This window comes from Amycolatopsis sp. NPDC102389 (assembly GCF_044765885.1).
Lineage (GTDB): Bacteria > Actinomycetota > Actinomycetes > Mycobacteriales > Pseudonocardiaceae > Amycolatopsis.
In genome coordinates, this window is record NZ_JBIWKX010000007.1 from 64,999 (window position 1) to 91,356 (window position 26,358).

Below are 26,358 nucleotides of genomic sequence, written 5' to 3' on the forward strand. Positions count from 1 at the left end.
AGAAGGATCTCGAGGAGGCGCCGATGCCTGTGTACCCGCTGCGGGGGAGGGACGACCTCTTCGGCGGGCTGCGGTCGGTGGCCGGGCGCGCCGTGCTGGTCCGCGGCACGGAAGGCCTCGGCAAATCGGCCCTACTCACCGCGCTGCGCGCCACTCTCGGCGTCCGGGTCGTCGGTGTGCGGGGCCTGCGAGCCGAAAGCGCGTTGCCGTACGGCGCCCTGCATCGGATGTTCGGAGCGTCGGTCTCCAGCGGGGCGGAGGCACGAGACCGGCTCGGCGCCGCCTCGGCTCCGACGCTCTGCTGGGTCGACGACGCGCACTGGGTCGACCCGGAGTCCTTGGCGGCGTTGGGTTTCGCCGCCCGACGCTTGGCGGGCGCGCCGGTCGGGATGGTGCTCGCGTCGCGATCCGGATCGGACGAGTTCGACTCCGTCGAGCTGCCACCGTTGAGCGATTCCGCCGCCGATCAGGTCCTGCGCGACCGTGGGGTGCCCGCCGGGGTGCGCCCGCAGCTGGTCGAGCTGGGCGAAGGGAATCCCGCCGATCTGGTCGCGCTGGCGGCTTCGCTGACGCCCGCGCAGGCGGCCGGGCGCGAGCCGGTTTCGCCGATCCTGCGGGATCGCCTGCCTCGGTACGCGGCCGAGATCGAGGCGATGCGGCTCGACGAGCGTCTCCGGTTTCTCGCCGGCTGCATGGACTTTTCCGCGAGGAAGGCGACCTGGTACGCGGCGGCGTCCCCGGCCGACCGCCGGGCCGCGCACGCGCGCCTGGCCTCCGTCGAGGAGGGGCCGGACGCGCTCTGGCATCGCGCGATGGCGACGGCCACGCCGTCCGAGCCGCTCGCGGACGCGCTCGCCGCGGCACCCGCGGTGGATCACGCGGCCGCGGCGCGGCACCTGGAACGCGCCGCCGCCCTGACCGCCGATCCGGCCACGCGGGCGAACCGGCTACTGGCCGCGGCGGACGCGGCCTGGCAAGCGGGAAGACCGGGGTGGGCCCGGCTGCTGCTGTCCAAAGTGGACGCCGAACCGGGCGCGGTGGCGTTGCTGCACGGGGAGATCGAGCTGCGTGACGGCGATCCCGCCGTCGCCACCCACGAACTCGGCACGGCGGCGGAACTGCTGCCCGATCCGGCCGCCGCGCTCCTGCTGGCGGGCGAGGCGCGGCGGCTCGGCGGCGACCTGAGCGGCTACCGTGCCCTCGCCCGGACGGTCCCGGCGGACGACGGGCTGGTGTCCGCCCATTTCCACGGTCTGACCTCGGTTTACGCCGGACGTCACGAAGACGCCGTCGCTCCGCTGAAGGATGCCGTCGCCAAGGGGATGGCCGACACCGACGTCGCCGGAGCCGTTTGGGCCGCCGAAGCGGCCTTCGCTCGCGGGCATGCCGAACAGGCGCACGAGTACGCGGCGGCGGCGGTGAGCCGCGCGCGGCTCGGCAAACGGCACGCGGAACTGCCGTGGGCGCTGATCTACCTCGCGCTTTCGGCTATCGCGCTCGACCGGATCCCGTGTGCGCGGGCGGCGTCCCGCGACGGCCTGCGCGCGCCGCACAACCTGCGGATGGAACACCTCACGCTGCTGGGGCTGGCCGCCGCGCTCCTCGGTGACCGCGCACCGGAGCTGGACGAGGCGACCGAGGGCATCGCCGAACGCGGTCTCGGCAGGCCCGCCGCCGTCGCCGCGTGGGCGAACGCCTGTCTGGACCTCGCCGAAGACCGGCCCGACGACGCGCTGAGCAGGCTCGAAGATCTCGCCTCGGGCGTCTCCGGCGACCAGCCGGTGATCCGCGTGCTGGCCACTCCGCAACTCGTCGAGGCCGCTGTGAGTTCCGGCCGCCCCGAGCGGGCCCTGGCCGCGCTGGAGGTGTTCGACCGCTGGACCCTGGCCGGCGCGGAACCCTGCTGGCTCGCGTTGAGCCACCGCTGTCACGCGCTGACCGCGCCGGATCCCGACGTCGCGGAGCACCGTTTCCGGCTGGCCATCGAGGCGCACCGGCGGGCGGGCGGCGCGGTGGAACTCGCCAGGACCCGGTTCGCCTACGCCACCCTGCTCCGGCGGCATCGCCGGACCCGCGACGCCCGCGACCAGTTCCGCGATGCCCTGCGCGGCTTCGAAAACGTCGGCGCGACCCGGTTCGCCGAACGGGCCCGCGCCGGGCTGCGCGCGACCGGCGAGACCGTCGACGCGCCGCACCGATCGCTCGCCGGCCTCACCCCGCAACAGGACGCCATCACCCGCCTGGTGGCGGCGGGGGAGACGAACAAGGAGATCGCGCGGCGGCTGGTGATCAGCCACCGGACGGTGGATCACCACCTGCGGAACATCTTCACCGCGCTGGGCGTGCGGTCGCGCGTGGAGCTCGCGCGCCGCGTCGCCGCCGGCGAATGACGAACTCGCGTGATCGAAGGCGTAACTCGCGTGATCAGAGGCGTAACACACGAGTTACGCCTCCAATCACGCGAGTTTCGTCTCTGATCACGTGAGTTACGGGCAGGCGAGGACCGGCGCCTGCGGGCGGCCACCGCCGTGCAGGTCGCTCAGGGGAATCCTGGCCAGGCCGAGTATCGCCTGCGCGGTCGCGCGCGGAGCGGTCGACGGGTTCAGGCCGGTGGTGTCGTAGGCGATCGCGCCGCGGTCCGCCTCGGCGCCGGCACAGCCGGACTGCAGTGACCGCAGGAATTCCCGCGCCTTGATCGCGGCGGCGGGACGGTGCCCGGCCAGCGCTTCCGCGGCGAGGCCGGTGCTGTTGGCGTTCGGCGCGTTCGTACCGAAACCGAAGCCGCCGTTCGGGTGCTGCTTCGTGACCAGCCAGGAGGTGCCCTCGCCGGCGTTCACCGGGTCACCGGTGGCGCGCAAGGCCTGCACGACCGTCGCGGTCGCGTCGACGTCGCTCGTGCACGTCGCTTCGCCGAAGTTCAGCGGGAAACCGCCGTCCGGACACTGGGTGCCCGCGAGGAACGTCACGGCCGGCGCGGGGGCACCGCCGGGCGTGCGCTCCAGCGCCAGGAGCGCGAGCGACTGCGAAAGGGCGTTGGAGTAGTCGCCGTATTCGGACCGGTCCGAGAACCTGCCGGACGGCGTGAGCAGCGAGAGCAGACCCGCCTTCAGGTCGACGCCGCCGAACGACGCCGGGTTCTTCCCCCGGATCTGCGCGGCGAGCAGCAGCTTGGCGTGCGCGCCCGCGTAGGACTCGGTGCCGCCGCCGACGTAGCCGGTGGTGATCTCCGGCTTCGCCAGCCAGTCGATCGCCTTGCCCGCGTTCGTGTCCGACGCCCCCGCCGCGGCGAACGCGAAGATCGCGTCGATCGTCAGGCCCTGGTCCGGGAACTTCTGGCCGCCGAAGTCGGCCTCGAACCTTTCCCCGTCGGTCATCTGCCTGGCGAGCCAGCCCGCGGCCGCGTCCGCCTTGTCCCGGGTGGCCGCGTTCGCCGCCGGAGCGGCGATCAGCCCGATGCCGCACAGCATGGCGACGGCGAAAACCCAACGTCTCATGAGAACCCTTTCCCCCAACGACCGCGATGAACGAACCGAAGAGTCTCACCCCGGCCGAGCGCCGGGATACCGCCGGGCGCGAAGAGCCGGTGTGATCCTGACGACCGACCTGGTCAGCGGTGCCTGCCGGAGGTGATCGGGTGTTAACCTCGGCTGGTTCGACAACTGAACACCGCCGCCCGTGACGGGGAAGCCGGTCGAAATCCGGCGCTGTCGCGCAACCGTAGGCCCTTCGCGGGGCGAGCCGGGATACCGAACGGGCGGACGAACGAACCACTGTCGCGATAAACAGGGGTGACCGCGGCGTCTCGCGCTGTCCTCCGCCATGCCGCAAGGAGGAGTCATGCGCCGCGGGTACCTGGCCGCATCGGCGTTCGCCGTCAGCGTCGCCGTGATCGCCGCGCTGCTCAGCGGGACGGCGACGGCCGCGAACGATCCCGGCGCCGCGAAGGCGAGTTCCCGCTGGCTCGCGACGAAACTCAAGCCGGACGGCACACTCGAGAACCCCAATGGCGGCTCACTGCCCGACCACGGCCTGATGCTCGACGTGCTCTTCGCGATGTACGCCGCGGGCGAAGGCGCGCGGGCCGAGCCGATCGTGAAGTTCCTCGACGAGCAGGGCCACGCCACCGACTACTTCACCTGGGACGGGCTCGCTCCCGGCGCCGGATACGACAAGATCATCGTCGGCGGCGCCGCGGCGAAGACGCTGGTCGCCGCCCAGGTCTCCGGCCGGAACCCCCGGAACTTCGACGGCTACGACCTGGTCGCCGAGACGCAGGGCGCGATCATGCGCAAGGGGCCGGACAAGGGCCGGATCAGCGATTACGCCAAGGATCCCGCTCTCGCCGACGCGGTGAGCAACAACGCGAACATGTTCGGCCAGGCGCTCGGTGTGATCGGCCTCGCCGCGGCGGGCGTGAACGACCGGCTCGCCCTCGACAAGCTGCTGTCCCAGCAGTGTTCCGAGGGTTACTTCCGCGTCCTTTTCGCCTATATCCCGACGAAGGAGACCGGCGACCACGTCACCCCGGACGGCCGCAAGGTCTCGACGTGCGACGAGGGCAAGCCGCTCGATCTCTCCCCGACCGACGGCGACGCCACCGGCCTCGCCCTCTCGGCGATGCTGGCCGCGAAGAAGGCGGGCGCGGCCGGTCTCGACGCCCCGATCGCGAAGACCGTCTCCTGGCTCAAGGCGAACCAGAGCCCCGGCGGCGGTTGGGGCGGCGGCGTCGGCACCGAAGCGCCGAACACCAACAGCACCGGCCTGATCCTCCAAGCGCTCGCCGACGCGGGCGGCGCGGACGCGGCGGTGGACAAGGGGCTGCGGTACCTCGGATCCGCGCAGGCGAACGCCGCGGCCGACTCCGGGAACAAGCTCGCGGGCGAGCTCGGCGCGATCGCCTACGACCCGGCTTCCTACGCGGCCGCGCGTTCATCGGGCATCAATGGGCTCGACACCTGGATCCGCGCGAGCGCCCAGGCCTCGCTCGGGTTGTCCCAGATCGGCTTCTACTCGCTCGCGAAGGGCAAGGTTCCGCCGCCGGCCATCGACGTCCCGGAAAACCCGGCTCCCGTGACGACCACGACCACCATCGCGCCGCCCATGCCCAAGAAGCCCGGCACGCCCAGGGCGTCGGCTAGCGTCCGGATGCGGACACCGGCGATCACCACCCCGGACACGGCGACACCGGCTTCCCGGCTCGGCGCCTACTTGGCGAACCGGCTAGTCGGCGGCGACCATGTCGAGGTCACCGAGGACGGCAAGACCTACGTCGACTACGACGCCACCGCCGATCTCGTGCTGGCCTTGCGGGCGCTGGACCAGCAGCCGGACTCGGTCGCCCGCGCCTCGCAGTTCCTGCTGAAGCCCGAAGCTGTGAAGGCTTATGGCCACGGCGCACCGTACGAACAGGGCGAGGCGTCGTACGCCGGACCGCTCGCGAAGCTCGTGCTCGTCGCCGAATTCGCGAAGGCGGACGTCGCCGGGCAGCTGCGCGCCGATCTGGTGAAACTGCGCGGTGCCGACGGCGAGTTCACCGACACCGGATCGTTCGCCGACGCCGACGAGACGGTCGAGCGGCACGCTTGGGCGGTGCTCGCGACCGCCGCCGATCCCGGTCCCGCGGTCGAACTGCTCCTGTCCCGCCAGTGCGCGGACGGAACCTTCCCGAAGCACCTCGACACGGCGGAGTGCGGTTCCGGCGACCTCGCCGCGACAGCCGCCGCGGTCACCGCGCTGGCCGCCCGTCCGCACACCGATGCCGCGCCGACCGCCAGGCGGCCGGACGGCTGGACCGAGCGGCGCGTGTCGGCGTTCGTCTCCGCGGTGGGGGCGCTCGGCGTCCGGCCCGACGGCCACGGGATGGTGACCGGAGAGGGCGGTGAGGCGGACGCCGCGCTCAGCGCCGCCGTCGCCGCCGCGCGGCAGACCGCCGGCCTCGACGCGAGCGGAACCGCGCGATCGCTGGGCGGACTCGTCCAAGCCGATGGCGGATTCGCCAAGGGAGCCGACGGTCAGACCGATTTTTCGACCAGTTTGGCCGCCGCGCAAGGGGTCGCGGGCCGCTCTTGGCTCACCGCCGCGGATTCGCCGCTGTCACCCGCTGTCCGCCTTCCGCTGTCGGAGGCACGTTCCGCCGACACCCAGGCGCTCGCGGCGGCCCAGTCCGACGCCCAGCCGGCCTGGGTCATCTGGGGACTCGTCGGGCTGGCCGTGCTGCTCCTGCTCACCGTGCTCGCGCTCGTCTTCGTACTTCGCCGTTTCACCAAGAAATAGGGGGTAACACCATGAAAAGAGTGCTCGCCGTCACGTCCGTCCTCATCGGACTGATCGGGCTGTCCGCCGCACCCGCGAACGCGGTCGACACCACCAAGGGCTACGACGGGATCTGCACCGGCGCCGACGCGCGTACCGGGGTCACGGTGGTGGTCGACTTCCAGGAACTGGCCGCGCCGAGGATCACCCGCTGCTCGCCCAACGCCGCGCCGGGCACCGCCCGCACCGGTATCAAGGCGTTGCAGGACGCGGGGATCGCGGTCGCGGGAACCGCGCGTTGGGGGCTCGCCTTCGTCTGCCGTCTGGAAGGCCGCCCGTCCGCGACGGAGACCCTCCCGCTGTCGACCAACCCGAACTACAAGGAAGCGTGCGTCACCACCCCGCCCGCGGGCGCGTACTGGGGTTACTGGCACGCCGACGGCTCCGGTACCACCTGGACCTACAGCAGCACGGGCGCCCTCAACCGCAACGTCGTCCCGGGTGGTTTCGAGGGCTGGTCGTTCTCGCTGAACAAGTCGGCGACGACCAACCCGCCGCCCGGCGTCACGCCGAGGAACCCGGCCATCCCGTGAGGAAGGTCTTCGGGGTGGTGGCGGCGGTCTTCCTGATCGCCGCCACGGCGCCGTCCGCGTACGCCGTCGACCAGGGCAAGGGATATCCGGGGTTCTGCAAGGACGCCACCGGCGTCACCGTGGTGGTGGACTTCCAGCAGCTCGGCGGCACGGCCATCGTGCGTTGCAATCCCCAGGCCACGCGCGGCACCGGGCTGGACGCGATCAAGGGCGCCGGTTTCCAGATCGCCGGGGTCCAGCGCTGGGGTGAGTCGTTCGTCTGCCGGGTCGAGAACCGCCCGTCCGCGACCGAGAACGTCCCGATGAAAGGCCGCGAGAACTACCGGGAGCAGTGCGTCGACACGCCTCCGGCTCAGGCCTATTGGTCCTACTGGCACGCCTCGAACAACTGCGCTTGGGACTACAGCCAGTGGGGCGTCAAGAACCGTGACTTCATCCCGGGCGGGTTCGAGGGCTGGTCGTTCTCCCTGAACGCCACCGCCCAGAGCAACCCGGTCCCGCGGGTCTCCGCCGTGCGGCCCGGCACGGAGAGCCAACCGTGTGTGCCGCGCGAGGAGGCGAAGCCGGCCACCGGCGACCCCGGCGAGCGGCAGCAGCGACCGCCGGCGGGGGACGGTCCACAGCAGACGGTGGGCGCGGAACCCGGTGCCGGAGAGGTTCCGGCCGCGGGTCCGAGTTCCGGCACGCTACCGCCGCCCAAGCCGCGTCCGAGCGCATCGGCGCGGCCGAAGGCGCAGGACCCGTCGTCGAACGTCGCGTTCACCGGCGGTGAGAACGCCGAAGACGTCAACGCGGTGATCGAACGCGAGTCCGGAGCGGGCGGCTGGGCGCCCTGGGCGGCGGTTGCTGCGGTGCTCGCGCTGTGTGTGGCGGGATTCCTGATGGCACGCAGACGCAAACGCGCGCAAGGAGTTTGATGACGTCCTACTTCCTGCCGCGCGATCTGCACCCGGCCGCGTGGTGGGTGTGGGCGCTGGGGCTCGCCGTCGCGGCGACCCGCACGACGAACCCGTGGCTGCTGCTGACCATCGTGGCCGTCGCCGGGTACGTCGTCGTGGCCCGCCGCGGTGAGGCGCCGTGGGCGCTGGCGTTCCGGCTCTATCTGTACCTGGGCGCGTTCATCGTCGCGATCCGTGTGTTCTTCCGCGTCGTGTTCGGTGGTGCCGAAGGATCCACGATCATCCTGCGGCTGCCCGAGATCCCGTTGCCGGAATGGGCGGCGGGGATCCGGCTCTTCGGCGACGTCTCCGCGGAATCGTTGCTGGGCGGGCTCTACGACGGGATGCGGCTGGCGACGATGGTGATCTGCCTCGGCGCGGCCAACGCGCTCGCGAACCCGAAACGGCTGCTCAAGGCGATGCCGCCGGCGCTGTACGAGGTGGGCACGGCGGTGATCGTCGCGCTGTCGGTGTTCCCGCAGCTCGCCGAGAGCGTGCTGCGGGTGCGGCGGGCCCGCAGGCTGCGCGGCGGCTCGGGAAAGAAGAAAGTGAAGGCGCTGCACACCATCCTCATCCCGGTGCTGGAGGACGCGCTTTCCCGCTCGCTGCAGCTCGCCGCTTCGATGGACTCACGCGGCTACGGCCGCGCGGGTCTGGTCGAAGCGCGGACCAGGCTGATCACGGGAACGCTGATGATCGTCGGCCTGATCGGCGTCTGCGTCGGCGTTTACGCCACTTTGGACGGTTCGACGCCGCGATATCTGGCCGCGCCGGTGCTTTCCGTGGGGGTCGTGATCGGGCTGATCGGGTTCTGGTCGGCGGGCAAGCGCGTCCAGCGCACGCGCTACCGGCCGGATCGCTGGCATCCGCCGGAAATCGTCGTCGCCGTCAGCGGGATCGCCGTCGCGGCCATCCTGTTCACGACGTCGGAGGTGAACCCGGTGAACGTGAACCCGTCGCTGATCGGCCTGTCCTGGCCGTCGCTGTCGTGGGTGCCGTTGCTCGGCGTACTGATCGGCGTGCTGCCCGCTTTCCTGACCCCGGTCCCCGAGCCTCCTTACGCCACACTAGAAGAAGCGCACACATGATCGAACTGGACCACGTTTCCTTCACCTATCACGGCCGCGCCGAACCGGTGCTGTCCGACGTGACGCTGTCCATCGGTGAAGGCGAGCTCGTGTTGTTCGCGGGCCGGACGGGAGCGGGCAAGTCGACACTGCTCGGCACGATCAACGGTCTCGTCCCGCATTTCACCGGCGGTCACCTCGAAGGCACGGTCTCCGTCGACGGCGTGACGACACGGTCCCGGCCGCCGCGCGAGTTCGCGCATCTGGTCGGCGTCGTCGGCCAAGACCCGCTCGCGGGCTTCGTCACCGACACGGTCGAGGACGAACTCGCGTACGGCATGGAGCAGCTCGGCTTGAGCCCGCAAGTGATGCGCCGCCGGGTGGAGGAGACCCTCGATCTCCTGGGCATCGCGGAACTGCGCAGGCGGGCGCTGCGGACGTTGTCCGGCGGGCAGCAGCAGCGGGTGGCGATCGGTTCGGTGCTGACCACGCATCCGAAGGTCCTCGTGCTGGACGAACCGACGTCCGCGCTGGATCCGACCGCGGCCGAGGAGGTGCTCGCGACGCTGGCCAGGCTGGTGGAAGACCTCGGCACGACGGTGCTGATGGCCGAGCACCGGATGGAACGCGTGATCCCGTTCGCGGACCGGATGATCCACGTCCCGGGCACCGGGGGAGTGATCGACGGGACGCCGCCGGAAGTGCTGAAGGACATGCCCATCGCGCCGCCGATCGTCCACTTGGGACGGTTGGCCGCCTGGGATCCGCTGCCGATGTCGGTGCGTGACGCCCGGCGGCGTGCTTCGTCGCTGGTCCTGGGGACTCCGCCCGCGCGAAACACACCCGTGGGCGAGGAGCTGCTGGCCGCGTCCGGGGTCGTCGTGCGGTACGGGCCGAAGGTCGCGGTGCGCGAGGTCGACCTGACCCTGCGCGCCGGCGAGGTGCTGGCGATGATGGGGCGCAACGGTTCCGGCAAGTCGTCACTGCTGTGGGCGGTGCAGGGCTCCGGCCCTCGGCAGGGCGGCAAGGTCACCGTCGAGGGCAAGGATCCGAAGACGCTCACCAGTGCCGCGGCACGCGCGCTCGTCGGCATGGTGCCGCAGACCGCGAGCGACCTGCTGTACCTGCAGACCGTCGCCGCCGAATGCGAAGCCGCCGACGCGGAATCGGGTGCGGAGCCGGGACATTGCCGCGAACTGCTCGACAGGCTCGCTCCGGGTATCGATCCCGCGTCGCATCCCCGCGATCTTTCGGAGGGACAACGTCTCGCGCTCGTACTCGCGGTCCAACTGTCGGCCGCGCCGCGGATCATGCTGCTGGACGAACCGACCCGTGGCCTCGACTACACCGCGAAGGCGGCGCTGGCACGGATGATCGCTTCGCTGACGGCCGAGGGCAAGGCGATCGTCGTGGCCACCCACGACGTCGAGTTCGTCGCGACGATCGCGCATCGGGTGATCGTGATGGCGGAAGGTGAGGTCGTCTCGGACGGCCCGACCGGCGAGGTGCTCGGCGGCTCCCCGGCGTTCGCCACACAGATCGCGAAGATCCTCGGAGAACCCTGGCTCACCGTCGAAGAGGTCCGCTCGGCGCTGCCACAGGAAGTCCCATGACGGCCCCGGCGGTGCGACTCGGCCCCCGCTCGGCGACGGTGCTCGGCCTCGCGTCGCTGGCGGGGCTGATGATGTTCGTCTGGCCGCTCCTGGTCCGCGTCGAGCCGCAGTCGATGCAGCACGGCCCGGACGCGCCGTTCGTGTTCATCGGGATCCTGCCGATCCTGATCGTCATCGTGCTGGCCGAGATGTCCGAAGGGGGCATGGATTCGAAGGCCCTCGCGATGCTCGGCGTGCTTTCCGCGGTGAACGCCGCCCTGCGGCCCCTCGGGGCGGGGACCGCGGGCATCGAGACCGTGTTCTTCCTGCTGGTGCTGGCCGGGCGGGTGCTCGGTCCCGGCTTCGGTTTCGTGCTCGGCTGCACGTCGATGTTCGCTTCGGCGCTGCTGACCGCCGGAGTCGGGCCGTGGCTGCCGTTCCAGATGATGTGCTCGGCGTGGATCGGGATGGGCGCCGGGCTGCTGCCCCGCCGTGTCACCGGCAAGGCGGAGATCGCGATGCTGGTGGCGTACGGGATCTTCGTCGCGTACGTCTTCGGGTTCCTGATGAACCTGTGGTTCTGGCCGTTCATCACCGACGCCGAAGTGCCGTACCACGACGGGCACATCTCCTACGTGCCCGGCGCCCCGCTGCTGGAGAATCTGCACCGGTTCGCCGTGTTCACCCTGCTGACCTCGACGGCGGGCTGGGACACCGGCCGCGCGATCACCAACTCGGTGGCGATCCTGGTGCTGGGGCCCGCCGTGCTCGCCACATTGCGCCGGGCTTCGCGAAAGGCTTCCTTCGGGGCGCTTCCTTCGTTCACGTGAGGGTCAATAGGGAAAGTGATAGCCTCTAACTGAACGGAAGGGAGCGGCCGGTGGAGACCTCGCGTGAGCGTTACCGGGCCCAGGTGCGCGCGGAGATCAAGCGGCACGCGTGGGAGCAGCTGGCCACGACCGGGGTGTCCGCGCTGTCCCTCAACGCGATCGCCAAACAGGTGGGCATGAGCGGCCCTGCCCTGTACCGGTACTTCCCGAGTCGTGACGACCTGATCACGGACCTGATCCGGGACGCCTACCGAAGCCTCGCCGACGCCGTCCAGGCTGCTGCCGGCGTGGCCGAAGTCGCCTACGCGATCAGGGAATGGGCGCTGGCGGATCCGCAGCGCTACCTGCTCGTCTACGGAACGCCGATCCCCGGCTACCGTGCGCCCGGCGACACCACGGAGATCTCGAACGAGATCATGGCCGTGCTGATCGACGTGCACGCGGCGGAGCCGGACGACGGGCGGGTGACGGCGTTCGACGGTCATCTCGAGGAGCATCGCGAGTGGGCGGGCGGGAAGCCGGTGCCCGCCGCGGTCCTCCGTCGCGCCGTGATCTTCTGGACCCGTATTCACGGCGTCCTGTCGCTCGAACTCGCCGGGCACTTCGCCGGCATGGGGTTCGACCCCGCACTGCTTTTCGCCGCCGAGGTCGACTCCTTGTCCATAAAGGACAGTTCCCGCTGAGCGGGGCATCACCGCCGCTTTCACCGCTGTGGGGCGGTTTTCGGTGATCGCTGTGCTAGCTTCCGGGAATGCGCGGAGGATCCAGGATTCGTACGCTCGCGGTGCTCTCGTCGGTGCTCCTGGCTTCGCTGATCGGCCCCGGTGCCGTCGCGAACGCGTCCGGCGGGCACGGCTGCGAATGCGCCACCCCGTCGATCGACCGGTTGCAGCAGTGGCTCGCCTCCGGTGAGGGCACCACGCTGCCGCCATCCGGCAGCCTGCTCGTCCGCGAACGCGGCGGTTACGCGGCCAAGGTGTCCTTCCTCAACGCCGAATGGCACGTGGTCGTCGTCTGGCTGGGGAACCGGTTCGAAGCGCAGGCCGATCTCTCGAAATCCGCCGGTTTCTGGATGACCTACAGCGCGACCGACGATCTCTACGTCCAGCTGCGTCCCGCCTCGCATTGGAGCGGCGGGGACAAGTGGCTCACGAAGGTGCCGTCGACCGGCGGGAAGATCGTGAAGAAGTTCTTCAGCTTCAAGCCTGAAGCCTGGACGACCTTGCCCGAGCTGGGTACGCCCGGCTACTCGTTCGCCTCGGCGCTCACCGAGGCGCGCGGCCTGGTCTTCGTCGGCAAGACCCCGAACAAGCTCGACTTCCGCGGCCTCTCGATCGACCGCTACCGGCCGCCCTGTCTCTGAACGCTCACTCCTTCGGAGCGGCGGCTGTCGCGCACTGTGCCCGTTTTGTCCTGTACGGTGAACTTTCAGCCGCTTTCGCACGACCGATCCGAGGAGTACCCCTGATGAGCCTGTTCGACTCGCTGAAGGAAAAGGCCGCCGAACTTCTGGGCGGGGCGGGCGACAAGGTCAGCGAGCTGACCGGCGTCGACCTTTCCGGCGCCGCCGACCAGGTCACCCAGGCGACCGGTGGGCTGGCCGAGACCGGCCAGGGGCTGGCCGAAACCGGCCAGGGGCTCGCCGAGAGCGCCACCACCGCGGGCCAGGACGCCGTCGATTCGGCCACCGCCGCCGGTCAGGGCGTCGTCGACTCCACCGGTGCGCTCGGCGACGTGGCCACCGGGCTGGCGGGCGACGTGATCGACCCGAACGCCAGGGGCTGACCGCCCCCGGTGCCCGGTGCCCGCGAAACCTCGCGGACACCGGGCACCGTCATGTTCGCCTCAGGTGAGCGGGTTGTCCTTGTAGGTGCTCCGGAAGCAGCCTGCCCCATCGACGCAGCTCACCACGCGCACGGCTTTGACGTAGTACCCGGCGTCATAGGTGAGATCGCTCCACGAAGCCGTGCTTCCGCAACCGCCGCCGTTCTCGCGGTGCGTGGTCTGGTAGACCTGCCCGCTCGTCCGTTTCACCTCGAAGAAGATGAAGACCTTGTGCGCGTCGCATTTGGTGTCCCGCACCGCGACGTTGGCGGTCTTGAACCCGCTCTTGGTCCACACCCAGTTGGCGGAGCCGAAAACCCCGGTGCCCGACGCGTAGGCCTCACCGGAAGCCGCCGAAGCGACTCCCGTGAATCCCAGTAGCGCCACCGAAGCGGCGGCCGTCACGGCACCCATCCGCCGTAGATTCCTGCCGAAGAAACCCCTCATGAACCCCTCCTTGTGGTACATAAATGACGACTCCGTGGGGGAGGCGTCATGCTTCGTATTCACTTCACCGACCAGGACCTCGCACGCGTCCGCGTCGCCGGCGCACCGGACCCGTTGTGGGAAACGGTGCTGGCCATGCAGAAACTCGTCCTGGACGGAATCCCGGTGTTCGCGCACTGGCGTCGCCGCGTGCGGCGCGAGATGGGCGAACAGGGTTCCCGAGGGGCGCTGCGGTTCCTCCTGGCGCTCGCCCCGCCCACCCGGTACTTCCCGGATTTCCTCACTCCACCCGAATCGGCGGGCGGATTCGCCGCCGGACTGGACGCCCTGATGGGCACTCCGGTGCGGCGGCTCGGTCACGAAGTCGCTTTACTGGAACGGGATCGGCGGCTTCCGCGCTGGACGGGCGGAATCGTCGCCGGCGACCCCGCCGCGCTCCGCCAAGTCACGGACGCGCTCCGCCTCGCGCACGACACGCTGGTCGCGCCCCACTGGACGGCGGTGCGGAACCGGGTCGACACCGACCGCGCGCTGCGTTCCCGCCAGGCCGGTGAAGGCGGTGCGATCGGCCTCCTCGACTCGCTCCGCCCGATCTTCCACTGGGAGGCGCCGCTGCTGACCGCCCGGTACCCCGTCGACCGCGATCTGCACCTGCGTGGGCGCGGGCTCCGGCTCGTCCCGTCCTACTTCTGCTGGGGCACCCCGGTCGCACTCGCGGACGAGAACCTGGATCCGGTCGTCGTCTTCCCGGTGTCGCACGAACACGAAGCCGCGCCGGTCTCCCGGGATTTGGCCGGCCTGCTCGGTCGTACCCGGGCGGCGGTGCTGCACGCCGTCGCGGGCTGTTTCCACAGTGGTGAACTGGCCGACAGGCTGGGCATCTCCGCCACCGCTGTTTCGCGCCACACCACGGTCCTTCGCGAGGCCGGCCTGATCACCAGTTCGCGTGATGGCGCGATGGTGGTCCACAGCCTGACCCCGCTGGGTGCCGCTCTCCTCGGCTGAATTCGCATGCTCTCCCCCTCGTGTACCCGGCAAAGCCTGCCTGATGCGGGCGAGGGAGACGACACTTTTGCGGCCACGCGCAAAAGACCTGGTAGCGCCTCCGTCGGACGGGTGCCGGGAAAAATGAGGCCCATCCGGATGCCGTTCGCCGCTAATCTGAGCGAAACCGACTTATCTGCGGGGGAGCGGACCATGGTCGTGATCTGGATAGTCCTCGGAATTCTGGCGCTGGTGATCGGCGTCGCCGTCGTCACCGATCTGCGCGATCGAGGGCGGGGCGGGACACGCAAGATCATGTTGCCGGGCTGGGCCTCGCGGCGTGCCGATTACACGGAAAACGACCTCGTCCACGGGCGCTGGGTGGAAAAGCCGCCGCGTGAGCAGGACGAGGAACTCCAGCGCCGGTACAAGTCCGGCGACGACTAGACGGGCTTGGTCCAGCACCAGGCCGCGTGCAATGCGGCGATCAGCGCCTCGTCGTCGGCGAAGGTGGGTTCTTCCCCGACCGGTACCCAAGTGCGGCCGACGATTTCGCCTTCGTCGCGCCGGATCATGGAGATTCCCGGGTAGCACAAAGCCGCGCCGCCGTCGCCGGCCACGCGGCGGGGCTCCCAGCGCAGCTGGACAACGCGATCAGCGCTCATCGACCACAACTTTCCCTACTCGCGTGCCGGGTAAGTCGTCTGTCGAGGCTTGCGCGTTTCATGCCCGCCTTGTGACGTGCGCCCTCCCCGCTGCGGATTCCCGTGCCGGATTCGATTCTTTTCGTGAATTCCGTGAAAGGAATAGCGTCGCGCCGACGTGGTGGCCCCGATCACAATCGATTCTCCGATCGTGGGAACATGAGGACCTGGCTGCCGGATCCCGGAGGGTGAATGCTCCGCAGAATGCGTCGCTGGCTCGAATTGCTCAGTCTCGGCGGGTTGGCGGTGGCCGGCTTCGCGGTCGGGATCACGGAACAGCTCGGCTTGCTCGACAAGGTCGCGCCGAAGGGCGTCACCACCCTGACCCTGATCATGGTCAGCGGGGTGGTCGTGGTGCTGCTCATCGAGCTGACCCCGTTGCGCGCGCTGGAAGACATCCGCGATCGTCTCGCCGGCCTCGACATCGACACCATCGCGGCGAGCCTCCGCCGGTCGCACTACGGCGGCGTGGTCGAGGTGCACAAGCGCTTTCCGGACGACGAGTTCGCCGCGCACGTCGCGAAGGCCAAACAGGTGACGATCCTGAACACCTGGATCCCCAACCTGCAACGCCTGGAAAAGGATCTGGAAGCCGCGATCGTCGATCGGCGTGCCCAAGTGCGCATCATGCTGCTGCACCCGAACTCGATGCTGGTGGGGCTGCGGGAGGCGGCACTGGGCCGGAGTGACGACGCGGGCAGCCCCTTCGTGAGCACGAGGATCGCGGAGTGCCTGGAGATACTCTCCCGGCTGCACCGGCGGCTGGCGAGGCGTCAGGGCAACCTGAAGGTGCGGGTGTTGAACTCGCAGGCCTCGGTTTCGGTGTACCAGGCCGACGGGCGCTACCTGGTCAGCATGTTCCTGCACGGCCAGTTGGCGATCGATTCACCGCAGTTCGAGATCGAGGGCACGCACGACGCCGTGCTCGGCGAACAGATCCAGCGCGAGCTCGACACGTTGTGGGACATCGGCCGCGACGTCGACCTCGCCGGCTGGAAGCGAAGCATCGACATGATCCGTTTCTGAGCAAGAGGTGTACTGATGCGCGAACTCGACGAGTTCGAAGACGGTTTGATCGAGCGGTTCCGGAGCCACCCGGTGCTGCGTGGCGTCACCGATCTCTCGCGGGAGGACCTTCAGACGGTCCTAGTGCAGCGTCGGTTCCTGTCGCTGGCCTTCACCATGGCCTACGACCTGGCGATCGACCTGCTCACCGACGAGCAGTCGAAACGGATCGCCCGCGTCATCATCCGCGAGGAGTACCCGGACAACACCTCGCCCGGCAGCACACCTTCGCACCGCGAGGATCTGATGGCGGACATCCTCGCCCTGGGCGTCCCGCGCGAAGTGCTCGTGCGGTCACGGAAGTCACTCGCCACGTCGGCCTGCCTCGACACCACCATGGAGCTGATCGCCTCGGCGGGCGACTCGCAGCACGCCGACGTCGAACTCCTGACCATCCTGCGGTTCTGGGGCGAGGTGCTGGTCTCGGTCGAGTACGGCGAACTCTGGCGCCGGATCGGGCCGGTGCTCGGCGACAGGTCCGTCTTCTACCACCCGCACCACGTGCACGACGCGAAGTCCCGCCCCCTCGCCGCCGCGTCCCCTCTTTCGCTGACGCATTCCGACCAGCTCGGACTGCGGCTCGTGCAGCTGATCGACTCCGGCGAGGCGCGGGAGCGGTTCCGGGAGACCGAAGAGGCGGTCGTCGCCGTCAAGCTGGCGTTCTACGACCAGTTCTAGAGCCTCGTGAGCGGCGGGACGGTCAGGGCCATGGGTTGGCCAGGCCTTCGCGGACTCCACGATCGCCACCGCGGCCTCAGCAATACCACGGCCTTCACACCTTCCAGGGGCGAGCAAGCGCGGCGGTGGCCTGGAGGGTCACTGGTCGTGAGTGGCGTTTCGGGTTATTGAGGGGTAAGTCAAACGTGGCGTGGGCCCTCTTCGCTGACGCCTAATCGCCGCTGATTGTCCACAAGGGACACTCTTCGACTGCGCGGCGTCCGTTTTATATCCATTTGTACGATCCTGACCGAGGTCGTGAGTGGCAATGAGGGTTAGAACCCCACTTGCCACTCACGACCCTCGTGCGACATCGTGCATACTACCTAAATCGGACACTTGCGGCTCGAAAAGTGTCCTTTGTGGACATTCGTGGCGCGGTCGACCCTCGTCGGTCAGCGCGGACCCAGGGTGTAACGAGTCACTCGCCGATGAGACCGGAGAACCGGCCCAGCGTCTCCTCGCGCCCCAGCGCCTGGGTGATCGAGTGCAGGTCCGGGCTCCGGGTCGAGCCCGTGATCGCGATCCGGATGATCTGCGAAGCCTCCCGAATGGAACCCGGGAAGCCTTCGGGGTTCTTCTTGAACTCCTTGGCGTTCTTCGCGAAGCCGTGCTTCGCCGCCACCTCGCGGATCTGCTGGAACCACTCCTGGCCGTCGTCGAGCTGCTGGTAGTTCTCGACGAAGTCCTGGGCCACGGCCTGGACGACCTCGCGGGCGACGCCGAGGGCGGTGATCCGCTCGTCGTCGGGGCTCGCGACGGCCGCGTGCAGCTGCGGGAAGAAGAAGCCGTAGACGGCGCGGAACTCGCTCCACTTCTTCAGGTCCTTGCGCGGGTTCTCGGCGCCGTCACGCTCGACGGCGAGCGCGCGGAGCGCGAGGTCCGGCTCGGCGTCGAGGACGGTCTTCAGCTCGGGGTCGAACCGCTCCGCCCAGCCGCGGACCTCTTCGAGGATCTCGGCGCCGGACAGCGTGGCGATGTGGTCCGCCGAGATGTCGTCGAGTTTGACCAGGTCGACCAGCGGGCCGGCGACACCGCATTCGTCGAGGTTGATCGGCTCGGCCAGGGCCTCTTCGAGCGGCATCTCGGCGAGACGGCCGTTGGCGAGGCCGCGCAGGTAGTAGAGGACGGCCTTGGTCGGGTAGCCGGACTCGATGTAGAAGTCGACGCTCGCTTCCGGGTCCTTGCGCTTCGACAGCTTGCGCTTGCTGCCGCCTTCCTGCTTCATCAGCGGCGCGATGTGCGCGTACGTGATCGGCTCGAAGCCGAGCGCGTCGAACAGCTGCTGGTGCACCGGCACCGACGAGATCCACTCGTCGCCGCGGATGACCAGGTCGACCCGCATGAGGTGGTCGTCGACGGCGTGCGCGAAGTGGTAGGTCGGCAGCCGGGGGCTCTGGTCGGAGCTCTTGAGGATGACGACGTCGTTGCGGTTGGCCTCGGCCTCCAGCGGGCCGCGGATGGCGTCGGTGAACCGGGCGCGGGCACCGGTGTCGTCCGGCGCGCGGAACCGTACGACGTACGGGTCCCCGGCGTCGAGCTTGGCCTGGACGTCGGCGGGGTCGGCGTCGCGCCAGATGGCCCACGAGCCGTAGTAGCCGGTCGGCAGCTTCGTCGCCTGCTGCCGGGCGGTGATCGCCGCCAGCTCGTCCTTCGTGGCGAAGTCGAGGTACGCGCGGCCGGAGCGGAGCAGGTGGCGGACGTAGGTCAGGTAGATCTGCTCGCGCTCGGACTGCTGGTACGGGCCGTAGTCGCCGCCGCGGTGGATGTCCTCGTCGGCGGCGAGGCCGAAGTAGGCGAAGCCGCGCTCGAACTGGTCGATGGCGCCTTCGACCTCGCGGGAGCGGTCGGTGTCCTCGACCCGGACGAGGTAGCGGCCGCCGCTGCGGCGGGCGACGTCCTGGTCGATGGTGGCGACGTAGACGCCGCCGATGTGGACGAACCCGGTCGGCGAGGGGCCGAAGCGGGTGACCCTGGCGCCCTCGGGGAGCTCGCGGGCGGGGTAACGCTGTTCCCAGTGCTCGGGCTCGGGCAGGTCGGCGGGGAAGAGGGCGTCGATGACTGCTCGGTCCAGCATGGCGGTTCAGATCTCCCGGCGTCGTGGTGCATGGCGGTTTTCGCCACCGAAGAGCCTAACCGTCCGGCCTCCCGGCCTGGTGAGGGTGGGTCCCGAAGCCGGATCGAGACGTGCTTTTCCGTCGGTGCACCCCGGTAAAATGGCCTTGCCGGACATTCGGGGAGGAAATCGGTGACCACCGATAGCTCGCTTCGTGAAGAACCCCAGCTGACCATCCGACCAAAGCCCTCGGCGTTCTTTCTGCGCCGTCGATTTCTCCGCACTTTCGGGCCCGCGCTGGCCCTGGCCGTGACCGGCCTGGTCGCCCTGCTCGTGAGCGGGACGGTCGTGGTGCCGTTCCAGCAGACGCTGGTCCTGCGCGGCAAGATGGGGTCCAAATCGGATCTCTTCGAGGATGCGCGGATCCAGGAAATCCTGATGCGCCACCATATCCGCGTCCACGTGACCAGGGCGGGATCACGCGATGTCGCCACCCACGACCTCAGCCAGTACGACTTCGTGTTCATGTCGGGCGAGCCCGCCGCCAGTCTCGTCCGGCGGTCCAGGGCGAACGAGTGGACGGGCACCGCGCGGCAGCCGTTCACCAGCCCGATCGTCCTCGCCACCTATCGCCGCTACGCGGAAACGCTGGCGAGCAACAAGATCGCCACGAAACCGGCGGGTGAGCAGGATCCGCTGTACTACACGCTGGACACCGGGAAGTTCATCGAGACCCTGAAGAAGGGGCAGACCTGGGACTCGCTCGGCATCGCCCGTTTCGGCGCGGCGAACGGGAACAGGGTGCTCGCCCAGACCTCGAACATCTGCGACTCCAATTCGGGCGCGACGTACCTGATCCTGCTGGCGTTCCTGGAGAACGGCCGCCAGGTCCCGGTCGTCGACCCGCGGCCGCCGGGCGCGCCCGCGGGGCCGCCGAACCTCTCGGCCGCGAAAGAACTGGCCGGCCGGGTCAAACCGCTGGTCGCCGCGCAGGGTTTCCCGTCGGCGGATCTGTCGGAGTCCTACGCGAACCTCGCCGAGGGCGACAAGCCGATCGTCGTCATCTACGAGCACCAGTACCTCGCCATGCAGCTGCGCGCCAAGGCGCAGAGCGGACGGCCGGACCGCGACCGGGTCCTGCTGTACCCGAAGGACGACATCCTGACGAAACCGCAGTTCCTCGCGCTGAAACCGGAAGCGGAACGGCTCGGCGAGCTGATCACCTTCGATCCGGATCTGCAGCGCCGCGCGATGGAGCTCGGCTTCGGCGTCGCGACCCCGGCGGGCAGCACGAAAAGCGCGCGGCTGTACGACTTCCTGCGCGAACAGGGGCTGCCGGCCCCGGAGATCTCCGCCGACGACAGCACCACGCCGTTGCCGGACAGTCCGGTCCTGGAAGAGATGATCAAAACCGTCGGGGACTGCCCGTGAGGCGGCTCTTCGCGATCCTGTGCTGTCTGCTCCTGGTGGCCACCGCCTGTACGGGCGGCGGGCAGAAGGTGAAACTGCGCGTGCTGGCCAGTTCGGAGCTCGCTGATCTCGGACCGATTCTCGACGACCTTCGCGAGGAAACGGGAATCGAACTGGAAATGGATTTCCAGGGAACCGTCGACGCGAGCGCCTCCCTCACGCCGGGGCAAGCGACGCACGATCTCGCCTGGCTTTCCACCGACCGGTATTTCCAGCTCAAACACCGGCAGGCCGCGGAGAAGGGGGAACGGCCGCTCGCGACCAAGACCATGGTGTCGCCGGTCATCGTCGGGATCACCCCGGCGAAGGCGGCGGAGCTGCGCCGCGGCAAGCCGGACGGGAAGCTCTCGTGGGCGGATCTGGCCGACGCGGCGGCGGGCGGCGGCTTCCGGTTCGCGATGGCGGATCCGGCCAAGTCGACCAGCGGGCTCACATCACTCGTCGGGGTGGCGACAGCCGCTGCGGGCACTGGAGCGGCACTGCGCCTCCAGGACGTGAAATGCGACAAGCTCCAGGGTTTCCGCACCGGGCACACACTGACGGCGGACACTTCGGCCGCCGTGGCCGATCGGTTCGCCGAGCGCCAGGACGTGGACGCCATCATCGGATACGAGTCCACTTTGCTCTCCCTCAACGCGAGCGGCAGGCTCAAGACGCCGTTGGAACTGGTCTACCCGCGCGACGGCATCGTCCAGTCCGACTACCCGCTCCTGCTGCTCGACCCGGCAAAACGGGAGGTGTACGACAAGGTCGTCTCCTGGCTCAGAAGCCCGGCGGCACAGAAGAAACTGATGGAGCGGACCCTCCGCAGGCCGATCACCGGCGAAGTGGGGCTCGATCCGAGGCTGCCGGCCTCGATCGGGAACTCGCTGTACTTCCCGGACGAACAGGCCGTTGTGGACAAACTCCTCGCCGACTACGCCGATCGGACACCCGGGCGCGTGATCTTCGTGCTGGACTTCTCCGGTTCGATGAAGGGGCCGAGGATCGCCGCGCTCCGGGCGACCTTCGCGGGGCTGAGCGGCGGCCCGGGCGGAGGGTTCGATCGCTTCTACCGCGGCGAGCGGGTCACGGTCCTCCGGTTCGGCGGGAAAATACTGGGGGACAAGGAGTTCACGATCAACGGCCCGCAGGATCTCGACGGGCTGCGGGCGTTCGTCGCCGCCGACGAGTTCGACGGGAACACCGCGATCTGGGCGGCGCTCGGTGAGGCGTACGCGAAGGCCGGCGCCGATCGCCGTGCCGAACCCGGGCGGGCCGTCTCGATCGTGCTGATGACCGACGGGGAGAGCAACACCGGCCCCGGTATCGAGGAATTCCTGCGCGCGCCAAGGGATTCCGGCGTGCACACGTACACCATCCGGTTCGGCGAGGCGAATCCCGCCGAACTGGATCGCGCGGCCGTGGCCACCGGTGGCCGGATGGTCGACGCGAACGCGACATCCCTGCTCGACGCCTTCAAGGAGATCCGTGGCTGCCGATAATCTGTGGTGGGACGTCTGGGGACTGTGGCTCGCGGTCTGGGTGCTGACCGTGGTCGCCTTCCTCGTCGCGATCGTCGTTTTCGTGAAGCACTGGCGCCGCGCGCGATCCGACGGCGATCAGGGCATGATCCGGGGCATCGGCTTCTACCTGCACACGAAATCCGTGATGGGTCTCTACCAGCTGCATCGCTACAACGAGGCGCTGGAACAGGAGGTCGAGAAACGGAAGAGCCGGGGCTGGCGGTTCTGGGGTTCGGGCGGATTCGGCCCGCTGAAAGGGGAATCGGAGCGCACCGACACCGACGAGGAGTTCCGGCGGTACATCCGCAAGGCCGAGCCGATCACGGTGATCGGCATCGTGACGAAGGTACTGGAGAAGCACCACGACATCATCTACGTCGATCTGGCGAAGCAGGAATTGGTCCACAACCGGGCGCTGGTGAAGGAACTCGGCTGGGCCGACGGTCCTGAGAGCACCCGGCAGCTCAAGACCCGGCTGCGCGGCGTCGAGGCGTTCGTCTCCGTGAAGGGCCTGTTCCGTAAGCGTTCCCAGACTGACACCGAGACGGTTTTCGTCGCACCGTACGGAAACCCGGACGATCCGGAGCGGAGCAGGCGGATCAGGTTCACCTGTGTGACCAGCGATCTGCGAGACTCCGCGCCCGCCGGCGCGTTCCGGGCGCGATGTCTCGGCAAGGTCGAGGACTGGGACCCCGAAACCGGCGAACTCGTCGTCCATCCGATCGCCATCTTCAAATAGCCGGGCTGCTCCACTCGCGTCGTCCGGTTGACACGAGTGGAGCAGTCGAAAGCCACACGTCGTCCGTGGCGCTTCACACTGTCGGCACCCGGGGGCGAACCTGCACGATTTCGGTATCCAACACCGCAGGTTCGAGGGAGATCTTCCATGAAGACCACCGTTTCCGACGATATCCGCAGCTTCTTCGCCGCCTCGGGCATCGATGTCAGCGCGGCCGTGCAGGCCGACGTCGACGTCGTGATCGACCAGTTCGACAACTGGAAGAACTCGTCAAGCGGAAGCACTCCCGGCTGCTTCACCGGTGCCTGCTGCCTCATGGCCTGAATGGTCGGCACAGAAGCAGCCGACGCCCTTCGCGATCCAGTCCTGGCCTTCCCATTCGGGGTGACGTTCGATCATCAACGCTTCGACTTCGGCGGCGATGGTCTCTTCGGGAAGAGCCGAGTCGCGGCGCTTCCAGGTCTCGTCGCGCAGCAGTTCGAGGTACTCGCGGACGTCGGTCAGGATCCGGCGTCCGGAGACGTCGCCGTGGCCAGGGACGACGAGGTCCGGTCCGGCGGCGGCCAGCCGTCCCAGCACTTCGATCCACCGCCGTCCCGAGACATCGGTGTCGTACGGCGGGAACCACGGGAAGATCGAGAACTGCCCTGTCTCGACCAGATCCCCGGTGAACAGCACCCCCGCGTCGGGCACGGTCACCACCTGGTCGCCCTTGCTGTGGGCGCGTCCGGTGGCTTCCAGGCGCACGACCCGCCCGCCGAGGTCGAGGTCGTACACGTCGTCGTAGACCACGTCGGGGGTGATCAGTTCGACGCCGTCCAGTGCCCGTGCGACCGGGGCGCCGAGGCCGCGGAACATCTCGAGGTAGCCCGGTCCTTTGTGGACCAGGTCCGCGGCTTGGGCGCCGTTGACGAGGTAGGTCGCCTCCTCCGCGAAGACCTGCGCGCCGAACGCGTGCTCGGGGTGGAAATGCGTCGTGGTCAGGTACAGCCTGCGGCCACGGGCGTGTTCGGCCGCGAAGGCGAGCACCTTCTCGGCGTTGCGAGGACCGAGCCCCGTGTCGACGACGAGCACCGAATGCGAGCCGCCGATGACGCCGATGTTGGGGACGAGGTCGACGCCGAGGTTCGGGATCACCACGAGGTCGCGGGCGATCTCCCGGGCTTGGCCGGGGTCGACGGCGGGTTCGTGGGTGAGGGGTTCGAAGGGCATGGCCCCACTTTCGCGCCGGTCTCCGATCGCCGTCCAAGTCCGATCTCCACTTTCCGATACCTGATGGGTATTATCGCTGGTGATGGAGCTTCGTCTGTTGCGTTACTTCGTGGCCGTCGCCGAGGAGCGGCACTTCGGCCGGGCCGCCGCGCGGCTGCACATGACCCAGCCGCCGCTGAGCCGGGCCATCCGGCAGCTGGAGAACGACCTGGGGGTCGTCCTGTTGCTCCGGTCGGCCGCCGGCGTCGAGCCCACCGCCGCCGGGACCACCCTGTACGCCGAGGCCCGCACCCTGCTGGACCAGGCCGAACGCGCCCGTGCGCGGGTGGTGGAGGCGGCGGGCCCCGCGACACTCACCGTCGGCACCCTGGCCGACGGAGCGGGGGAGGTGGGCACCCGGCCGGCCGCGGCGTTCCGGCGACGGCATCCCGAGGTCTCGATCCGCTTCCGCGAGGCGGATTTCACCGATCCCACCACCGGCCTGCGCGCCGGGCTGGCCGACGTCGCGCTGACCCGGTCGCCGTTCGACGAAACCGGCATCACCGTGCGGGTCCTGCGTTCGGATCCGGTCGGGCTGGTGCTGCGCTCCGGCGACCCGCTCGCCGGCCGCGCGACGCTGAGACTGGCCGACGTCGCCGATCGGCCGTGGTTCCAGCTGCCGGAGGGCACGGATCCACTGTGGCGCGAGTACTGGAACGGGGCGACGCCCGTCGGCCAGCGGCCTCCCGGGCCGGTGGTGCGCACGGTGGGCGAATGCCTTCAGGCCGTCCTGTGGAACGGCTCGGCCGGCATCGCGCCGCTCGGGCACGCCCTGCCCGACGGGCTCACCTGGGTGTCGCTGGCCGACATGCCCCCGAGCCCGCTGGTCGTCGCGTGGATGACCGAGCGGGAGAACCCGCTGATCCGCTCGTTCGCGCGGATCGCGGCGGGCGGGGTGTAGAACCACCGGCTCCGGGGCATTCACCGGCATGCCGGACTCATCCTCGGAACCCGACGACGCGACGATCGACGCCGTCGGGAAACTGGTCTTCGCCGTCGAAACGGTCGAACAGGCGCGTGGCCACCTGTACGCCTTCCACCACCTCACGGGAACCGCGGATTTCGCGCTCGGCGAGGCCGTCGAAGCCCTCCGGAAGGCCGGGCACGCCGAGTGGGCGGAGCGGATCCAGACCGAACTGGTCGGGCTCAACGTGCTGCCGGAGCGGTGGACGTTCCAGGTGATCGAGGAGTACGACGAGGGCTACTACGCGGCCTACCGCGACATGGAGCGCGACGTCACCGCTGACCTGACCGGCGGTCGGCGGCACCTGCACGAAGAACGGATCAAGCGTCGACGGCGTACCGAGGGACGGCCGGGACACGAAATGGGGCGGCCGTCGAGCAGCTGAGCCGTCAGGCTCTCAGAAGATCGACCAGCCGGTCAGGGTGGTGAACCGGTCCAGCGCCGCGACGCCCGCGACCGAGTTGCCGCGCGGGTCCAGGCCGGGGCTCCAGACGCAGATCGCGCACCGGCCGGGGACGATCGCGACGATGCCGCCGCCGACCCCGCTCTTGCCGGGAAGTCCGACGCGGTAAGCGAATTCACCCGCCGCGTCGTAGGTGCCGCAGGTCAGCATCACCGCGTTGACCCGCTTGGCCGCGCTCTGCCCGAGCAGCCGGGTGCCGTCGTTGCGCACGCCGTGGCGGGCGAGGAACACCGCCGCCCGCGCGACGTCGCCACAGTTCATCGCGATCGAACACTGGCGCACGTACTGGTCGAGGACGGCGGGCACCGGATGACGCATGTTCCGGTACGACGCCATGAAATACGCGAGCGCGCGATTGCGGTCGGCGTGCCCGGCCTCCGACGCGGCGACTTCGGCGTCGATTCCGATGTCCGCGCGCCCGCTTTCCTCGCGAAGGAACCGAAGCAGTGTTTCCGCCGCGTCGCCGTGGTGCGCCAATTCGTCGGTCACCACCAGCGCCCCGGCGTTGATGAAGGGATTGCGGGGGATTCCGTCCTCGTTCTCCAGCTGGACCAGCGAGTTGAACGGGTTTCCGGACGGTTCGCGGCCCACCCGTTCCCACACCCCGTCGCCGTGGGAGAGCGCGAGCGCCAAGGTGAAGACCTTCGACATGCTCTGGATGGAGAACGGCACTTCCCAGTCGCCGACCCCGTGCAGCCCACCGTCCACATCGGCCACCGCCATGCCGAACCGCCCGGGCTCGACCCTGGCCAGGGCGGGGATGTAATCCGCGACGGAGCCGCGGCCGATCTCCGGCGCGACGTCGTCGGCGATCCGGTCCAGCAGCGCTGCGAGGTCCACGGCCGTAGCGTAGAAGTGCTCCTTCGCGCGCGAAAGATCGGGGTTCGCGGGTGAACT

Annotated in this window: 26 protein-coding genes and 1 riboswitch; of the genes, 20 read left to right on the plus strand and 6 right to left on the minus strand. The window is 69.4% G+C overall.

Annotated elements, in window-relative coordinates; translation table 11 throughout:
* The first annotated feature begins 23 nt into the window (after nucleotides 1-23).
* Entirely contained in the window at nucleotides 24-2,390 is a 2,367-nt protein-coding gene (locus ACIRGA_RS08980) for a LuxR C-terminal-related transcriptional regulator (RefSeq protein WP_400938383.1), read from the plus strand.
* Nucleotides 2,391-2,486: 96 nt separating this feature from the next.
* Here ACIRGA_RS08980 and ACIRGA_RS08985 read toward each other — a convergent pair whose 3' ends face one another.
* Entirely contained in the window at nucleotides 2,487-3,494 is a 1,008-nt protein-coding gene (locus ACIRGA_RS08985) for a prenyltransferase/squalene oxidase repeat-containing protein (RefSeq protein ID WP_400938386.1), read from the minus strand.
* 187 nt (nucleotides 3,495-3,681) lie between these two features.
* Nucleotides 3,682-3,748: riboswitch (cobalamin riboswitch) on the plus strand.
* An 89-nt stretch (nucleotides 3,749-3,837) separates the two neighbouring features.
* Between ACIRGA_RS08985 and ACIRGA_RS08990 the strand changes: the two genes are divergently transcribed.
* The 9 genes from ACIRGA_RS08990 (at nucleotide 3,838) to ACIRGA_RS09030 (ending at nucleotide 13,057) form a co-directional block, all read left to right on the plus strand.
* Nucleotides 3,838-6,273 carry a hypothetical protein gene (locus ACIRGA_RS08990; RefSeq protein ID WP_400938388.1) on the plus strand — a complete coding sequence of 812 codons (2,436 nt, stop codon included), beginning with the start codon at nucleotides 3,838-3,840 and terminating at the stop codon, nucleotides 6,271-6,273.
* Between the two features lie 11 nt (nucleotides 6,274-6,284).
* Nucleotides 6,285-6,845 (plus strand): flagellar hook-length control protein FliK, encoded by a 561-nt coding sequence (locus tag ACIRGA_RS08995; protein ID WP_400938391.1) that lies wholly within the window; start codon nucleotides 6,285-6,287, stop codon nucleotides 6,843-6,845.
* Nucleotides 6,842-7,762 (plus strand): ABC transporter substrate-binding protein, encoded by a 921-nt coding sequence (locus tag ACIRGA_RS09000; RefSeq protein ID WP_400938393.1) that lies wholly within the window; start codon nucleotides 6,842-6,844, stop codon nucleotides 7,760-7,762. The genes ACIRGA_RS08995 and ACIRGA_RS09000 overlap by 4 nt, the downstream gene beginning before the upstream one ends.
* Nucleotides 7,762-8,871: an energy-coupling factor transporter transmembrane component T gene (locus ACIRGA_RS09005; protein WP_400938395.1), complete on the plus strand. Its 1,110-nt coding sequence runs from the start codon at nucleotides 7,762-7,764 to the stop codon at nucleotides 8,869-8,871. Before ACIRGA_RS09000 ends, ACIRGA_RS09005 begins: the two co-directional genes overlap by 1 nt.
* Nucleotides 8,868-10,463 carry an ABC transporter ATP-binding protein gene (locus ACIRGA_RS09010; RefSeq protein ID WP_400938397.1) on the plus strand — a complete coding sequence of 532 codons (1,596 nt, stop codon included), beginning with the start codon at nucleotides 8,868-8,870 and terminating at the stop codon, nucleotides 10,461-10,463. Before ACIRGA_RS09005 ends, ACIRGA_RS09010 begins: the two co-directional genes overlap by 4 nt.
* On the plus strand, nucleotides 10,460-11,272 hold the full coding sequence (locus tag ACIRGA_RS09015; protein WP_400938400.1) for an ECF transporter S component: 813 nt from the start codon (nucleotides 10,460-10,462) through the stop codon (nucleotides 11,270-11,272). The genes ACIRGA_RS09010 and ACIRGA_RS09015 overlap by 4 nt, the downstream gene beginning before the upstream one ends.
* 50 nt (nucleotides 11,273-11,322) lie before the next feature.
* On the plus strand, nucleotides 11,323-11,955 hold the full coding sequence (locus ACIRGA_RS09020) for a TetR/AcrR family transcriptional regulator (RefSeq protein WP_400938403.1): 633 nt from the start codon (nucleotides 11,323-11,325) through the stop codon (nucleotides 11,953-11,955).
* Between the two features lie 101 nt (nucleotides 11,956-12,056).
* Nucleotides 12,057-12,635 (plus strand): hypothetical protein, encoded by a 579-nt coding sequence (locus tag ACIRGA_RS09025; protein ID WP_400938694.1) that lies wholly within the window; start codon nucleotides 12,057-12,059, stop codon nucleotides 12,633-12,635.
* A 104-nt stretch (nucleotides 12,636-12,739) separates the two neighbouring features.
* Nucleotides 12,740-13,057: a hypothetical protein gene (locus ACIRGA_RS09030; protein WP_400938405.1), complete on the plus strand. Its 318-nt coding sequence runs from the start codon at nucleotides 12,740-12,742 to the stop codon at nucleotides 13,055-13,057.
* 60 nt (nucleotides 13,058-13,117) lie between these two features.
* Here the strand turns inward: ACIRGA_RS09030 and ACIRGA_RS09035 are convergent, their stop codons facing one another.
* Nucleotides 13,118-13,543 carry a hypothetical protein gene (locus ACIRGA_RS09035; protein WP_400938407.1) on the minus strand — a complete coding sequence of 142 codons (426 nt, stop codon included), beginning with the start codon at nucleotides 13,541-13,543 and terminating at the stop codon, nucleotides 13,118-13,120.
* A 48-nt stretch (nucleotides 13,544-13,591) separates the two neighbouring features.
* Between ACIRGA_RS09035 and ACIRGA_RS09040 the strand changes: the two genes are divergently transcribed.
* A complete protein-coding gene (locus tag ACIRGA_RS09040) occupies nucleotides 13,592-14,548 on the plus strand; it encodes an ArsR/SmtB family transcription factor (RefSeq protein ID WP_400938410.1) in 957 nt (318 codons plus the stop codon).
* Nucleotides 14,549-14,740: 192 nt separating this feature from the next.
* Nucleotides 14,741-14,974 carry a hypothetical protein gene (locus ACIRGA_RS09045; protein ID WP_400938412.1) on the plus strand — a complete coding sequence of 78 codons (234 nt, stop codon included), beginning with the start codon at nucleotides 14,741-14,743 and terminating at the stop codon, nucleotides 14,972-14,974.
* On the opposite strand, the gene ACIRGA_RS09050 is transcribed toward ACIRGA_RS09045, so the two are convergent.
* Complete coding sequence (locus tag ACIRGA_RS09050; protein WP_400938414.1) at nucleotides 14,971-15,192, minus strand: hypothetical protein; 222 nt, start codon at nucleotides 15,190-15,192, stop codon at nucleotides 14,971-14,973. The two genes, ACIRGA_RS09045 and ACIRGA_RS09050, sit on opposite strands and share 4 nt — an antisense overlap.
* A 231-nt stretch (nucleotides 15,193-15,423) precedes the next feature.
* Between ACIRGA_RS09050 and ACIRGA_RS09055 the strand changes: the two genes are divergently transcribed.
* Entirely contained in the window at nucleotides 15,424-16,257 is an 834-nt protein-coding gene (locus tag ACIRGA_RS09055) for a hypothetical protein (RefSeq protein ID WP_400938417.1), read from the plus strand.
* A 15-nt stretch (nucleotides 16,258-16,272) separates the two neighbouring features.
* Complete coding sequence (locus tag ACIRGA_RS09060) at nucleotides 16,273-16,974, plus strand: hypothetical protein (protein WP_400938419.1); 702 nt, start codon at nucleotides 16,273-16,275, stop codon at nucleotides 16,972-16,974.
* A gap of 460 nt (nucleotides 16,975-17,434) precedes the next feature.
* On the opposite strand, the gene ACIRGA_RS09065 is transcribed toward ACIRGA_RS09060, so the two are convergent.
* Nucleotides 17,435-19,090 (minus strand): glutamate--tRNA ligase, encoded by a 1,656-nt coding sequence (locus ACIRGA_RS09065; protein ID WP_400938421.1) that lies wholly within the window; start codon nucleotides 19,088-19,090, stop codon nucleotides 17,435-17,437.
* 171 nt (nucleotides 19,091-19,261) lie between these two features.
* On the opposite strand from ACIRGA_RS09065, the gene ACIRGA_RS09070 reads away from it, so the two are divergent.
* From ACIRGA_RS09070 to ACIRGA_RS09085, 4 genes are all read left to right on the plus strand, one after another.
* On the plus strand, nucleotides 19,262-20,500 hold the full coding sequence (locus ACIRGA_RS09070; RefSeq protein ID WP_400938423.1) for a hypothetical protein: 1,239 nt from the start codon (nucleotides 19,262-19,264) through the stop codon (nucleotides 20,498-20,500).
* Complete coding sequence (locus ACIRGA_RS09075) at nucleotides 20,497-22,023, plus strand: substrate-binding domain-containing protein (protein WP_400938425.1); 1,527 nt, start codon at nucleotides 20,497-20,499, stop codon at nucleotides 22,021-22,023. Before ACIRGA_RS09070 ends, ACIRGA_RS09075 begins: the two co-directional genes overlap by 4 nt.
* On the plus strand, nucleotides 22,010-22,783 hold the full coding sequence (locus ACIRGA_RS09080; RefSeq protein ID WP_400938428.1) for a hypothetical protein: 774 nt from the start codon (nucleotides 22,010-22,012) through the stop codon (nucleotides 22,781-22,783). Before ACIRGA_RS09075 ends, ACIRGA_RS09080 begins: the two co-directional genes overlap by 14 nt.
* A 147-nt stretch (nucleotides 22,784-22,930) precedes the next feature.
* Nucleotides 22,931-23,107: a hypothetical protein gene (locus tag ACIRGA_RS09085; RefSeq protein WP_400938430.1), complete on the plus strand. Its 177-nt coding sequence runs from the start codon at nucleotides 22,931-22,933 to the stop codon at nucleotides 23,105-23,107.
* Here ACIRGA_RS09085 and ACIRGA_RS09090 read toward each other — a convergent pair.
* Nucleotides 23,054-23,995, minus strand: a complete 942-nt coding sequence (locus ACIRGA_RS09090; protein WP_400938432.1) for an MBL fold metallo-hydrolase — start codon at nucleotides 23,993-23,995, stop codon at nucleotides 23,054-23,056. The genes ACIRGA_RS09085 and ACIRGA_RS09090 overlap by 54 nt on opposite strands.
* Before the next feature lie 82 nt (nucleotides 23,996-24,077).
* Between ACIRGA_RS09090 and ACIRGA_RS09095 the strand changes: the two genes are divergently transcribed.
* The gene (locus ACIRGA_RS09095; protein WP_400938435.1) at nucleotides 24,078-24,935 is read left to right on the plus strand and encodes a LysR substrate-binding domain-containing protein; all 858 of its coding nucleotides are present in this window, start codon (nucleotides 24,078-24,080) and stop codon (nucleotides 24,933-24,935) included.
* A 28-nt stretch (nucleotides 24,936-24,963) separates the two neighbouring features.
* Entirely contained in the window at nucleotides 24,964-25,383 is a 420-nt protein-coding gene (locus ACIRGA_RS09100; RefSeq protein WP_400938438.1) for a hypothetical protein, read from the plus strand.
* A gap of 12 nt (nucleotides 25,384-25,395) precedes the next feature.
* On the opposite strand, the gene ACIRGA_RS09105 is transcribed toward ACIRGA_RS09100, so the two are convergent.
* Nucleotides 25,396-26,301: a glutaminase gene (locus ACIRGA_RS09105; RefSeq protein ID WP_400938440.1), complete on the minus strand. Its 906-nt coding sequence runs from the start codon at nucleotides 26,299-26,301 to the stop codon at nucleotides 25,396-25,398.
* Nucleotides 26,302-26,358 lie beyond the last annotated feature (57 nt).